Raw genomic sequence first — 14,242 nt, 5'->3', positions numbered from 1 at the left:
TACTAGTTTGTATCATTTAATTTCGGACTCAACACTCTATTAAGTCCATCACCAACCAAATAAAATGCAAGCACTGTGATAACAACCATTAGACCTGAGAATGTAGAAACCCACCAACCAGTTGTTAAATCTGACTTTCCATTAAATATAATTTGTCCCCAACTAATCACGTTTGGATCTCCAAGTCCAAGAAAGCTTAAACTTGATTCAGTAAGAATTGCCCCAGAAATATTCATCGTCGTATTAGCGATAATAGGGAAAATTCCATTTGGTATGATATGCTTCCATAATATTTTCCACCGTTTTTCCCCAATTGCATAAGCACTTTTTATAAAGGTCCTCTCCCTTAATGACATTGCTTGAGCCCTCATCAGTCTGGCATTTCCAACCCAAGTAGTTAATCCAATAACAAGCATGACATTTACTAAACTGCTTCCAAACAGCGCAACAATAATTAAGATTAGAAAAAAAGTTGGCATCATCATAAATACATTATTTAATTCATTAAGTACACGATCTAGTTTTCCGCCATAGAAGCCACCTAGACCGCCAAGGACTACACCAATTATTGCGGATATAAGTGCCGCTACTACACCAATTAGCATGGAGGTACGTGCACCATATATAATCATGCTAAATACATCCCGTCCTAATCCATCCGTTCCTAGATAATTTTCCTTACTTGGAGGTGAAATTATCTCACTATCAAGGGCATACGGATTATGCGTCGCTATTAAAGGTGCAAAGACAGCAATCAAAATTAGTACGCCTAATAAAATTAACCCAACCTTCAATTGTTTAATTCCATTTATTTTTCCTAAAGCTCTATTTATCGGTTTACGAATGACCGTAGCAACTTCCACCTTATACACTCTCCTCTACTCATATCTTATTCTTGGATCAATGAAGGCATATAGAACATCAATAATTATCATGGTAGTTGCTACCGAAATGGATAGGATTAAATAGATTCCCATTAATAGCGGATAATCTCGTCGAGAAATAGCATTTAGCATAAAACTCCCCATTCCTGGCCATGAAAATACAATTTCAATAATGGCTACGCCCGTAATAATATAAGCAAGTGTAATACCGAACACTGTTATAGTCGGTAAAACTGAATTCTTAAAAACATATTTTCTAAAGATCTTGCTTTCTTTCATTCCCGTTGCTTTCAACGTTGTAATGAAATCCTCTGACATTGTTTGAATGACAGACGACCGTGCAATTCTGAAAAAATAAGGGGTCGTAATCAATGTTAATGTTATCGCTGGCAAAAACATATGCTTCAAAACATCCATTACATAGGCAATACCTGAATAATCTGCTCGCAAATCTGTCATTCCCGATGTAGGAAAGATACCAAATGTGGAGGCAAATATAAGAATGAACATCATTCCAAGCCAAAAACTAGGCATAGAATCAAAAATATAGGAAATTCCCGAAACCGTATTATCCAACTTTGACCCAACATGCCTAGCACAATAAATTCCTAATAAGGTCCCAATAATTAAGGAAAGAACGGCAGTTGTTAAAGCGAGCATTAATGTCGGTCCTATTCTTTCGCCAATCATTTCCATCACTGGTTTTCCAGTTAAAATGGATTCTCCCATATCCCCCTGAAATAATTTACTTACATACATAAAAAATTGGACGATTATCGGCTCATTTAACCCATATTTCTCCTTCAGCGTTTCCACCATTTCGGGTGAGGGGCTATCCTGCCCAGAAAGGATACTTATCGGGTCTCCTGGTGCCAATTGAATTAACGTGAAGTTTAGACAAATCGCTACTAAAATGACCAATACTCCAGTAATTGATCGCTTACCTACATAACGCCACATCTATTTCCCTCCTTTTCCGTATTACGGAAACTGTTTCCGCTATACGGACAAAAATTACACTCCTCTAACTGCGTTGGATAAAAGCTGTGCGTATTCTTTCACTTTTTCCAGTAAATATACTGCACGTTCTTCTGTCGTTTCATATGTAATCGTTCCTATACTCAAAGCCCCAACTAGTTCTCCTCCAAACCCTAATATAGGAGCTGCAAAGGAAGCTGTACCTTCTGTCATTTCTGCATAGCTAGCTGCATAACCCATTTCCCTAATTAATGGTAATTGCGATAAAATATTGTCTCTCTTTTTCTCTTCTTTCACTAATTCTGTCACAATTTCTATCGCCTTTTTCTCTTCCATGAAGGCAAGCATTACTTTATTAGGCGCGCCAATTGGCATAGGAATTCTCTCACCTAATTCTTCTACAACCCTTACCTTATGAGGACTATCTACTCGATCAATTCCTAATGAATAATAATGATTGGGAATACTTAAAAAAGAGGTTTCCTTTACTTCTTTGGTGAGTCTTTCTAAAATCGGTCTCGCTATCATTCTCAAGTCCATACTTTCCAGTTGCTTTAACCCAATTTCCATCCATTTCGGTCCTAGCATGTAGTTTTTTGTCAATTCAACTTGTGCAACTAACTCATACTTAACTAAAGAGCTAATTAATCGATGTGTTGTACTTAGTGGTAAGCCTACTTCATCCGCAATTTGCGAAATTGGCCAATTATCCTTTTTAGGGTTTTCGATAAATAAATGGATAATTTGCATTGCTCTATCAATTGATTGAACCATATATTCTACCTATCTCTTTCTAAATTTTCTGATTTATAAGAAAAATATAGCATAGCAATTTAACTAGCGTCAATAAACACTCCAAAAAAAAGAAGAAAACACTGTCACATTTTTTGACAAGTCTTCTTCTTTTTTATTATCCAAACCATCCCGTTGATAAAATCCAAAAAGCCCCACTAAACAAAAGTAGCCAAAATCCTAGCTGAAGAACAGTAAATAGAGCCTCCCGGCGATTTTTCAAATACTTCAATTCTATAATTGCACGTACAACTACTGATACAATAATGAAGAGAAGCAATACATAATAAGGCTGCAAATACCACAAATTATAGGAATAATTTATTATGAACGCTGCCATTAAGATAAACATAAAAGCAATTCTAATACTCCAATCGATTCGTACATGCACTTTATTTATATGATTATAAGAAAAAAATTTTCTTCTTTCTAATTTCAGTATTTTTGTAAGAACTAAATCAAATAATAAACTAGCTCCAAGAAAAACAATTAATATAATTAGTAATTTCAACCCCACATTATCTTCTACTCCCATTATGCTACCCCACCTTTCTTCCATTCTCTTTATAACGATATACGAATTAAAAACCAAAAAGTTCCAAACATTAATTCTTCTTCCCCCAATCTAGAGGATAAAATTGCTTATAATTACCATACTAAATTTAAATTAGAAACTTCTATGTTAACGTCAAGCATAGAATAATTGGAGGATATCTTTATTGAAGAATCATGAGAAAACACAGAAGAAAACCTTAAACGCTGCCGAGGTATCTGCGCTCTGGCTTCAATATCTAGGAGATAGCATGGCCGTATGTGTGTATAAATACTTTCTAAAAATAGTACAAAATCAAGATATCAAGTCTCTAGTAGCCTATTCGTTACGTTTAGCAGAAAGTCATCTTATGAAAATTACAGATATCTTTACAAAGGCAAACTTTAAACTTCCAAAAGGATTTACAGAGGAAGATGTTAATCTTAATGCCCCACGTCTATTTTCAGATTCCTTTATACTTTTTTACTCAAGAATGATGACAATGCATGGTATTTCTGCCTATACATTAGCTATTACAAATGCCGAACGCGAAGACATACAAAACTATTTTTTTGAATGTACGGTGACATCGAAGGAGCTATATCAAAGGACTCTTAAGTTAGCAAAGACACAGCCGGAGTTCTCTAGTGTTCCAACCATTCCTTCTCCACATGAAGTTGAATTTGTTGAAACAGCTGGCTTTATTTCTAGTTTAATCGGAGACAAAAGACCACTTAATATGTCTGAAATAAGCAATCTTCACTTCAATTCAAAGAAAACAGGCTTTGTTCGATCTTTAAGTCTTGCCTTTAGTCAAGTTGCGGAGAAAGAAGAAGTAAGAAACTTCATGAAAAAAAATGTGAAATTAGCTGGAAAAGACGCAGAGAGCTTTGATGAAATACTTCAAAAAGATAATTTACCGATTCCCAAAAGATGGGATGCAGAAATTACCGATTCCACAATTAGCCCTTTTTCCGATAAGTTAATGATGTTTCATGCAGCATTATTAGTAAATGCAGCCCTTTCGTATTATGGAGCAGCCATTGGTTCTAGTTTAAGAACAGATATTATTCTTAATTACAAAAGTGTATTTAACCACGCCATGCAGGCAGGGGCATTTTGCTATAAACTATTGGTCAAGTATGGGTGGATGGAGAAGCAGCCAGAAGCAATTGATCGAAAGGGATTAGCGGGGAAATAGTTATTTAGAGATGGCTTTCATCTATTTGGATTTTGGATCATATAATTGGGTTTTGGATCATATCTCTTTACTTTTGGAACATATAATTGGGTTTTGGATCATATCTAGTTGATTTTTGATCATATCTCTTTACTTTGCGATCATAAACTTCATTTTTCGTTTGGACAAACATATGGCATACCGGATTTCTCTTAACGGTATACCATATGTTAAACTAACTATTTAAACTTTTAACAAGCTTTATTTTAATTCCTTAATAAACGCATCCACTTCTTCTTCTTTTGTAGCCCAAGACGTAACAAGACGAATCGCAGAATGTTCGTTATCAATTTTTTCCCAAATATTGAATTGGTAATTCTTCTGTAACACTGAAATCTTCTCGTTAGAAACAATCGGAAATACTTGATTGGTGGAAGAATACGTTAAAAAAGAATAGCCTTTCTCTTCCAATGCAGCTTGTAATTTTTCTGCCATTTTATTAGCATGCTCCGCTAATTCGAAGAAAAGATTGTCTTTAAATAGTTCGTAAAATTGGATTCCTAGCACTCTTCCTTTTGCTAGCATTGCTCCCTTTTGCTTAATATGATAACGAAAATCTTCCTTCAAGGAATCATTCTTAATCACAAGGGCTTCTCCCATTAATGCTCCGTTTTTCGTTCCACCGATATAAAAAGCATCTAATAACTTCGGAAAATCACTTAAACTTAGATCATTGTCTTTTGCACATAGAGCAGACCCTAAACGTGCACCATCCATATAAAAAATCAAATTATTCTTTTGACAAAATGCACTTAATAACTCAAGTTCCTGTTTAGAATAAATAGTTCCTATTTCAGTTGAATTGGATATGTATACAAGCTTCGGCTTAACCATATGTTCATCTGTATGCTCATCCAGTACATTTTGCAACAAGTCGGGTGTTAGCTTGCCATCTTTTGTCTCAACCGTAAGTACTTTATGTCCAGTTGCTTCGATAGCCCCTGTTTCATGGGTAGAAATATGACCAGTGTCAGCTGCAATAGCTGCTTCATGTGGTCTTAAAAAGGCTGAGATTGCAATTAGATTTGTTTGCGTTCCTCCGACCAAGAGATGAATATCCACTTCTTCAGTATTCATTTTTTCTTTTAACACTTCTACCGCTTTTTTAGTAAAGGAATCTTGCCCATACCCTATTTCTTGCTGTAAATTGGATTCTACCAATGCTTTAAGAATTCTTGGATGTGCTCCTTCACTGTAATCATTATTAAAACTATACATGGACATAGCCTCCTTTTTTTAAATATTTTCTCATAAAGAGATTCTTCTTGTCACGAAATGTTTTCACTAAAAATATAAAAAGTGCCAAGCACCTCGGAGTAAATCCCCTTGATGTTTGGCACTTTTTATTAATTATTGAACTTCATCTAATAGAATAATCGCATCTGATTTGGAACCTACCTGAAGCAATTTTTCTCTATAACGCTCATCCATTAATTTACGTGATAGCATTTGCAAAATTTTCAAATGAGCGTCACCTGCGCTTTGTTCTGGAACAGCGATCATGAAGATTAATTTAGCCTCTGTACCATCCAAGCTATTCCAGTCTACACCTTTACGCTTAATACCAAAGGCAACTGCTGGGCGCTTTACTGCATTGGACTTACCATGAGGAAGAGCAATATTCATCCCTAATCCAGTAGAGCTTTGGGCTTCGCGCTCTAATATAGCCTTCTTATATTCTTCTTTAGAATATAAGATTCCTGCATCTTCAAATTTTTGAATTAGTTCATCGATTACTCCATCTTGTGTTTCTGCAACTAAATTTGTTGTTATTAAATCTTCACTTACGATATCAGTTAATTTGGTTATTTCCATCGGTTCTGCTGTTTCTTCTATTGTTGCCGCAACTTCTTTTTTCTCCATCCCTTTACTTACAGGAAGATCAACCGCTACTTCTTTTTTCAATGCATTAACCATAAAGGCAGTTACTAATACACCCACTAATGCCGCGATAAAGAACATGGCTACATTATCTACCGCCCCTAATACCGCTACAATTGGACCGCCATGCGCTACTTTATTCCCTACATTTCCAATCATGGCAATAACCGCACCGACCATCGAACCAGCCATAATACTTGGAATTACACGTAATGGATCTTGAGCCGCAAACGGAATTGCTCCTTCTGTTATACCGAATAAGCCCATTGTAAAAGAGGCCTTACCTGCTTCCCGTTCATTCGGAAGGTATTTCTTCTTATTAATAAACGTTGCAAGGCCCATTCCGATTGGCGGAATACAGATTGCTACTGCAATTGGCCCCATTATGTCATAATTTCCTTCTGCAATCATGGCAGAACCGAATAAGAAAGCAACTTTATTAAATGGACCACCCATATCTACTGCAATCATTGCCCCTAGAATAAGTGCTAATAAAATCGAGCTTGCTCCTTGCATTCCTGCAAGCATACTAGTTAAACCTTCAAAAACCTGTGCTACTGGAGCACCAATAACAAATATAAATAACAGCCCAACAATAACAGATGATACGATTGGTATAAAAATAATTGGCATAACTGGTAGAAGTGCTTTTGGCACTTTTATCTTTTTAATCCCTAATGCAATATAACCTGCTAAGAAACCAGCAATAATTCCACCAATAAATCCTGCACCTGCTTCACTACCGTAAAAACTACCATTTGCTGCAATATAGCCACCGATCATCCCTGGTACAAGTCCTGGACGGTCAGCAATACTAACCGCAATAAACCCTGCTAGAATCGGCACCATAAACATAAAGGCTGTGCTACCAAGACTTTCAATCTGTTTCCAAATGGAATCTTCTGGTATAACAATTCCACCAGGTGTCTGTTCCCCACCAAGTGTAAGAGCCAGCGCAATAAGTAGTCCTCCTACAACAATAAACGGAACCATGTAAGATACACCATTCATTAAATGTTTATATACCGGATTTTCTTTTTGTTTACGTTGTCCTTTAATCTCATCCGCTGATTTTAATTCCGCTCGATATACTGGTACATCACCATTTTGAATTTTCTTGATTAATTCATGCGGATTGCGAATTCCTTCTTTTACGCCAGTAATAATTACTTTTTTCCCAATAAAACGATCTTTAGAAACTTCTTTATCTGCAGCAATAATAATGCCATCCGCTTCTCTGATGTCTTGCTCTGTTAAAGCATTTTCTACCCCAATGGAGCCTTGGGTTTCTACTTTTATGTCAATGCCTAATTCTTCCCCAGCCTTTTGCAGATTTTCTGCAGCCATGTATGTATGAGCAATACCAACTGGACAAGCTGTAATCGCTAAAATTTTCATGATATTTCCCTCCTCCATCTTATTCACACGCCTCATGTAATTGCTTACATTTTGATTATAAACCCATGTCTCCTTTCCAATAATCTTAATTTTTACCAGACTTGTGGTAAAAATTGATTATTAGAAAATGATAGATATGCTAAACATTTAGCTTCTAAACGTTTATTTCTATTATTATGGATTACCAAGAGTATCGAATAGAAAAAAGAGGTACTTATACAAAACATGAAACATTTATTATTTGATAAAATCAAGCACACCTTTAATATCCTTAAGTACTGCTATCCCAGTTGAAAATTCACTATCTTCGCTATAGGCTGCAATTTGCCCTACTACCGCACGATTAAGATTTTGATCCTCTTTTGAAATAGCCAACAAAAATATGACAGAAGCATATTCACTTCCCCATCGTATCGGCTCTTTTAATATAGCAACTGCAATTGCAGACTGGATAACCATTTTGGGGTCCCCATGGGGAATTGCGATATTTCCACCAATTGCTGTAGCTGACTTTCGTTCTCTATTAAGAGCACTTTGAATGAACTCTTTCTGAATCAATCCCTTTTGATACAAAGTATTTCCTAACATTTCAATGACTTCATATGGGTGCTCCATTTCTATTCCCATATGCACCATGTCACCACGAATCAATTTAGACAGCTGTTTTCTATCTTCGCTACTGTTTTCTTTCCTTTCTTCAATTCTTTGAACAAATTGATTTAATTTTTCCTTATCCTTTCCTTCTAAGAGAGGAGAAATAACAATATATGGTATTGGAATCTCACGAAGAGAAACAGTTGAAATAATAAAATCAATCTTATTGTTTTTGAGGAATTCATCGATGGAGGCTTTTCCGATACAAGCCAAAATATGAATGTCTGAATAATGCTGTTTGATTTTCGCTTCTAATAAATGAGAAATCCCCACTCCTAAATGACACACGATTAAAGAATTTTTCTTTTTCCCTCTACTGCCTTCTATTCTCTCAATAGATGCTTGGAAATGAAGTACTAGAAAAGCAGCTTCCTCTTCAGGAACATCTAAATCATAAGCACGTTTAACCTCTTCTAACGCAAAAATCACCATATTAAACATATATGGATACATTTTCTTAATTTCTGACAGAAGAGGATTACAAATAAGGAATCCATATTTCAAGCGGTTAATGACTGAATACATATGAACAGCAAGTCCTTTAGTAAGAATGGAATCCTTTTCAAAAGGGTAGGCAGTTAATTCATCTAACCTTTTCGTTATATCATGAATGATGCTAAGCAATACTTTATTTTGAAAATAGAAGTGCTCTTCCCCATCATCTACCCTTTTTCCGCTAATTAAATGCCAAGTAAAATAGATACGTTCATTTTCTGGAAATTTCATAGAAAAGGACTCTTCCAATTGCTCAAAGAACAATGAAGCATATTCAAACTCTTTATAGGCTGCTATGTAAGCTTTTTCTTCCTCTATTATAGTAATTGGTGATTTTTGTCTTGTTCGCTTCACCATAATGAGCGCATGAACAACAAGACTATCAAAAGCTTCGTCCATGAATTTGATTTCAAATTGATCCTGCAATTTATGTAAAGCTCTTTTTACAGTACTAATTTCATAAGGTAAAAACAAATCAAGTACATAGTTTTTCTCAATGGAAACAGAAGATATCAACTGTGGTAAATGGGCTAAAGCATTCCTTCTTTGAAGTTCAGTACCTTGAAGCTGATTTCCTAGTCGTGGCTTGGATATTAGATCTAATTCATAATCAGCTAACCACTTTTCAATAAATTCCATCTCTTTTTTTATCGTAGATTTCGGAACATAATAACGATCCGCTATACTCTGTAACGTAACCGGATTCTCTGAACTAAGTAATAAATAGGCAATTTCAATCATTCTCTCTTCCATCGCTTTATGGTTATGGAAAAATTGTCGTTGAAGCAGAGCCGCCCTATCTTCCTTACTTATTTCAAGTGTAATACCAATACCAGGCTGTCTTTTTAGCTTTGCACTCGGGAATTTATTTAATAATTGCTCCATTTTATTCAAATCATTACGCACTGTTTTTTCCGAACAATCTAGCCGTTCGGAAAGCTCATGTATATTCCGGGTCTCTCCTTCATTTGAAAGTAAAAGTTGAAGTAGAGCTTTTTGTCTATCATTCATGTGAAACACCTACTTTTATTTATCATTAAAAAGTGTAGCGTATAAAGTAGACGAATTCAATTCTATTTTTACTTAGAACCCTTCTTCCAAATGGATGCATTCTATATTTGTAGAAAATGACTATTAAAAAGGATTTACAACTTAAAATATTTAAGGAGTAAATCCCTTCTTCCGTACTTATTTCGATATAAACATCTGTGTCCAATAGTTTCCGCTTTGGTAATAGCCTACACCTATTTGTGTAAAACTTTTGCTTAATATATTTGCTCGGTGACCGCTTGAGTTCATCCACGCCTGTACAACTGCTTGAGCACTCGTTTGTCCTTGCGCAATATTTTCTCCAGCTGATTTATAACTGATTCCGTATGCTTTCATCATATCAAATGGAGATCCATAAGTTGGACTTGTGTGGCTAAAATATTTCTTTTGTGCCATATCCATTGATTTATCTCTAGCTACTCGTGATAATTCCCAGTTTTCCGTTAAAGCCGGAAGTCCATTTTTTTGCCTTTCAATATTACAAAGTCTTATAACTTCACGTTCTACTGTTTTGATGGAATCAATATTGGGAATCGTCAATTTTTGATTAGGATAAATTAAGCTAGGATTTGAAATTTGCGGATTTGCAGCAATAATTTCCCGTAAGCCGATTTGATATTTCACAGCAATTTTCCACATTGAATCTCCGCTTTTTACCGTATATGTATCAGCGAAAACCATTGTTGGAAGTGTTACTAAACACATTAATAAACTAATCATTGCCATCATTTTTTTCATTTTCTTTCACCTCCTTCTGAATAATAAGTTGCGCACAAAAATTTGTTCTTATCCTTGCTTTCTATGATTTTTTGATTTTTTTCATATAAAAAAGCAGAAATCAGATTTTTATTAAAAATCCTGACTTCTGCTTCTATTTCACTTATTAGTGTATTTGTTTTTTTCTACGAAGGAAGAAAGTAAGACTTACTCCAGCTAGTAAAATAATGATTCCAATCAACAAATATGTTCCATTATTTGTCGCTGTATTTGGCAATGCATTTTCGGATTTCTTGTCACTGGTATCCTTCTTGTCATTATCCGCTTTCTCATCGTTCTCACCATTGACCTCTTTGTCAGAATGAACTGGGTCTTCGTCTTTACCAGACGGATTTTCTTTATCTGGATTCTCTGGTGTAGTTGATTCTGGAGATTCAGTTGGATTTTCAGGTGTAACCGGATCTGTTGACTCACCTGGCGTTTCCGGTGTAGTTGGGTCAGAAGTACCATTATCCGAATCTCCATCTGTTTCTTTCTCATTTTTTATGACAACAGTCGTTAAAGGATCAAGTGTTATTTTATCAGCAGCTAAAGTAAAACCGCTTTTCTCTGTAACAGATTCTTTGCCGGCTTCATCACTATCAACTAATACTTTGAAGACTGTTAAATCCTCATTTAATGTTAGCTCTCTTGATTTTGTATCGCCATTCATAAATACATAGTAGCTTCCTGTATTATCTGTTGACTCATTTTTATAAGCAATTACAAGATCTTCTTCCTGAATTTCTTTCGCTTCTATTAATGTCACATTAGAATCTACAAGACTCTTTTCCCCTAAACGAAATGCATTTGTTGATTTTCTTAATTCTATTAGCCCTTTTGTATATTCAACTGTTTCATTATTAACTGGATATTCTTCTTTATTCGTCGCTTTTGACCAATCAAACATATTGATTGCATCAGAAGAATCATACGAATCGTGGATAAAATAGCCAAAGGGATTACCATTCTCATCAATAAATTCATCATATTTTTGCTCTGGCATTCCTTCACCTAGCCATTGCTTTGTTCTTCCATATTCTTGTCCTGCATGTAAAAACGCTGTGCCTTGGGAGGTTAAAATTAACGAGTTACCAAGACGAATTCTTTTATGAATTTCCTCATCATTCTCAGGTATCGATGGATCCTTCTTCAATGCTTTCGCAATAATATCATATAATGGTAAATTATCATGAGCTTCAATATATTGCACCATATCGCCTGGGTCATCAGCTTTTGTATTAGATGGCTGTGCTTTTATATTGTTAAATATGGTTTGAATATCACGAGCTCCTCCCGTAATAAAGCGCGGCTCACCTTCTGATCCAAATCCTGATTTCAACTCATTTCTTATTTCATCAGAGAAAACACCAACATCATCTGTCTTATCCATCCAGTCCTGGTCAGCACCTTTTCCCTCTAATGATGGATCCGCCAATTGTCCAGAGAATGTTCTCCACCCTTCTCCGATAAATAGCGCATCAGGATTGATAGCTGCTGCTGCATCATAAGCATTTTGTACAGCTTCATAGGTTGCGTCCCCCATCATATCCCATCTCATACCATCAATTTTAAATTCACTGAACCAGTATTTCACTGAATCAATCATTAGCTTTTCTGCCATTTTGTGATTTGTTGCCAAGTTATTCCCAAAGCCGCCAACAAATTTACCATTGCTATCTTGGAAGAAGTAATAATCAGGCACAATATCATTTAATAGACTCGCGTTAGACATATGTGTATAAACCACATCTAACACTACTCCCATTCCAGCATCGTGAATGGCATTTATTAGTTCCTTTAATTCTTTAATACGTTGTTCAGGGTCTTTCGGGTTTTCAGAATAAGCACCATCTGGAGAGAAATAGTTATGTGGATCATAACCCCAATTGTATTCATTTGCAGCTGCAGAATACTCTAATTCTCTTTCATCCATTTGTGTCTCATCGCCCCAATACCATGCCATCACAGGCAAAAGCTGAATATGCGTAACTCCAAGGGATTTAATATAATCCAACTTGTCTATAAATGCTTTATACGTACCCCAACGTCCATTTAAATCCGTTTGAATCGTCGGATCTGAGGTAAAGTCACGGATGTGCGCTTCCCAAATTATCGCATCTTCTCGTTTTTCATAGTTAGCAATATTCGCACCATTAAAGTTACTAGGATTCGTTTGACTTAGATCAACAATAGCTGCTTTACCAACCGTATCGCCATCACTGCCAACCTCTCCCTCTGTATTAACCGTGAAAGCTGCCATTGACTTTGCATATGGATCCAATACTTTCGAGATTTTTCCATCATTAGTTACTTCATATTGGTAATAATATCCTCTTACATCGTCTATACCTAGCTTATTTGCTTCCGCTTCTACACTCCAAACCCCTTTATCTCCTTGCACTAAATCTAAGCTTCCAATTTGCTTAGCAGTATTCTCTTTATCATAAAAAACAGCTGTAACTTTGGTTGCTTTCGGCGCCCATAATTTTAACGTAGCATTTCCATTATGATAGGTAGCCCCTAAATCGTCTCCCTCATAGAAATAATTCTCATCTAACATTTTCCATCCAGATTTAGCTGTCACCGTTCTTCCTTGATAAGAAATTGTAAACGGTCCTTTTTCTGCATCAAAGACGCCAGTTACTTCCACTGTTGTTTCATTCGAAATTTTTGCTCCATCAAAAGCAATTACTTCTTGATTCTTGTCCACAATAGATAAGTCTTTCACTATCGCTTCTTCTGTAAGACCTTTTGTACTAGAAAAAGTTAATTGAATTGCTTTATCAGACAATAATTCGCCAGATACCAAATCTGTTGGCGTTTCCCAATATGGAGAAATATAAACATTATCATCTTCATTCTTTATCCATAAATGATCATATTCTTCAAGTAATGCAAAACCTTTATCCCCGCCAATTTTTTCTCCATTTTCTCGGTTCACAATAAGAAAACCAATCTTTTGTGAATCATCCTTCACCTTAACATCTACATAGCTTCCATATCGATCTGTATTTTCAAAGGCAAGCGCATCTGATGGCCAATTAGCAGATGGAGATTCCACATCTTCCCATAACCATAAACCTAACTTATCGAAGGTTTGATCATCTCGTTGATAGTGAATTCTTACTGTATTCTCAGGTAAGTTAACTGGTTCAAATAGATTTACCGTATCGGCTCCTTCCTTAACCCATATCTCATTCAACGCGGGGTTGCTTAAGTTAACCGCCTTATCTCCGCCCTCTTTCTCTCCATTTGAACGGTTTACGACTAGAAAACCAACTTTTTTGGCATCCTCTTTCAATGGAATATCAATATATGTACCATACTCATCTTGTTGCTCTTCTTCAAAAGCCACTGCGCCTTGTGGCCAATTAGCAGTAGGAGATGCTACATCATCCCATAGCCATAAACCCAAATTTTCATAATTTTTATCTTCTTTTTGATAATGAATTCTTAATGTGTGTTCTGGTATTTCTTTTGCTTCTGTATTCTCTGCCTTTACACTGATTTGGTCGAAAGTGAATCCTCGTGTAGTTAATACAAGGACCAATACAGTTAGAATAATGAGTGTTTTCCTTA

9 protein-coding genes and 1 pseudogene are annotated in these 14,242 nt (G+C 35.8%); 1 reads left to right on the top strand and 9 read right to left on the bottom strand.

The window, feature by feature from the left end; genetic code table 11:
- Nucleotides 1-2: 2 nt before the first annotated feature.
- The 4 genes from NYE52_RS06430 to NYE52_RS06415 all read right to left on the bottom strand — a co-directional run bounded on the left by NYE52_RS06430 (nt 3) and on the right by NYE52_RS06415 (nt 3,189).
- Complete coding sequence (locus NYE52_RS06430) at nt 3-863, bottom strand: ABC transporter permease (protein ID WP_341192307.1); 861 nt, start codon at nt 861-863, stop codon at nt 3-5.
- Between the two features lie 15 nt (nt 864-878).
- Nucleotides 879-1,844 carry an ABC transporter permease gene (locus NYE52_RS06425; RefSeq protein WP_341192306.1) on the bottom strand — a complete coding sequence of 322 codons (966 nt, stop codon included), beginning with the start codon at nt 1,842-1,844 and terminating at the stop codon, nt 879-881.
- A 54-nt stretch (nt 1,845-1,898) separates the two neighbouring features.
- Nucleotides 1,899-2,636, bottom strand: coding sequence for an IclR family transcriptional regulator (locus tag NYE52_RS06420; protein WP_341192305.1), 738 nt, complete (start codon nt 2,634-2,636; stop codon nt 1,899-1,901).
- 136 nt (nt 2,637-2,772) lie between these two features.
- Nucleotides 2,773-3,189 carry a DUF4181 domain-containing protein gene (locus NYE52_RS06415; RefSeq protein ID WP_341192304.1) on the bottom strand — a complete coding sequence of 139 codons (417 nt, stop codon included), beginning with the start codon at nt 3,187-3,189 and terminating at the stop codon, nt 2,773-2,775.
- 184 nt (nt 3,190-3,373) lie between these two features.
- On the opposite strand from NYE52_RS06415, the gene NYE52_RS06410 reads away from it, so the two are divergent.
- Entirely contained in the window at nt 3,374-4,387 is a 1,014-nt protein-coding gene (locus NYE52_RS06410) for a DUF3231 family protein (protein ID WP_341192303.1), read from the top strand.
- Nucleotides 4,388-4,627: 240 nt separating this feature from the next.
- On the opposite strand, the gene NYE52_RS06405 is transcribed toward NYE52_RS06410, so the two are convergent.
- From NYE52_RS06405 to NYE52_RS06385, 5 genes and pseudogenes are all read right to left on the bottom strand, one after another.
- Entirely contained in the window at nt 4,628-5,644 is a 1,017-nt protein-coding gene (locus tag NYE52_RS06405; protein WP_341192302.1) for a threonine aldolase family protein, read from the bottom strand.
- A gap of 132 nt (nt 5,645-5,776) precedes the next feature.
- Nucleotides 5,777-7,705: a fructose-specific PTS transporter subunit EIIC gene (locus NYE52_RS06400; RefSeq protein WP_341192301.1), complete on the bottom strand. Its 1,929-nt coding sequence runs from the start codon at nt 7,703-7,705 to the stop codon at nt 5,777-5,779.
- Nucleotides 7,706-7,942: 237 nt separating this feature from the next.
- Nucleotides 7,943-9,865 carry a BglG family transcription antiterminator gene (locus NYE52_RS06395; RefSeq protein WP_341192300.1) on the bottom strand — a complete coding sequence of 641 codons (1,923 nt, stop codon included), beginning with the start codon at nt 9,863-9,865 and terminating at the stop codon, nt 7,943-7,945.
- 177 nt (nt 9,866-10,042) lie between these two features.
- The gene (gene safA, locus NYE52_RS06390; protein WP_341192299.1) at nt 10,043-10,642 is read right to left on the bottom strand and encodes a SafA/ExsA family spore coat assembly protein; all 600 of its coding nucleotides are present in this window, start codon (nt 10,640-10,642) and stop codon (nt 10,043-10,045) included.
- A 145-nt stretch (nt 10,643-10,787) separates the two neighbouring features.
- Nucleotides 10,788-14,135, bottom strand: a pseudogene (locus NYE52_RS06385) (pullulanase); the annotation flags it as partial.
- Nucleotides 14,136-14,242: the final 107 nt, after the last annotated feature.

Source organism: Niallia sp. FSL W8-0635 (genome assembly GCF_038007965.1).
Taxonomy (GTDB): Bacteria; Bacillota; Bacilli; order Bacillales; family Cytobacillaceae; genus Niallia.
This window is presented reverse-complemented; position numbering and strand designations above follow the sequence as displayed.

Coding starts and splice junctions, on each gene's coding strand:
- NYE52_RS06425 (WP_341192306.1), bottom strand. CDS start 1,844: ATGTGGCGTTATGTAGGTAAGCGATCAATTACTGGAGTATTGGTCATT.
- NYE52_RS06420 (WP_341192305.1), bottom strand. CDS start 2,636: ATGGTTCAATCAATTGATAGAGCAATGCAAATTATCCATTTATTTATC.
- NYE52_RS06415 (WP_341192304.1), bottom strand. CDS start 3,189: ATGGGAGTAGAAGATAATGTGGGGTTGAAATTACTAATTATATTAATT.
- NYE52_RS06405 (WP_341192302.1), bottom strand. CDS start 5,644: ATGTATAGTTTTAATAATGATTACAGTGAAGGAGCACATCCAAGAATT.
- NYE52_RS06400 (WP_341192301.1), bottom strand. CDS start 7,705: ATGAAAATTTTAGCGATTACAGCTTGTCCAGTTGGTATTGCTCATACA.
- NYE52_RS06395 (WP_341192300.1), bottom strand. CDS start 9,865: ATGAATGATAGACAAAAAGCTCTACTTCAACTTTTACTTTCAAATGAA.
- safA (WP_341192299.1), bottom strand. CDS start 10,642: ATGAAAAAAATGATGGCAATGATTAGTTTATTAATGTGTTTAGTAACA.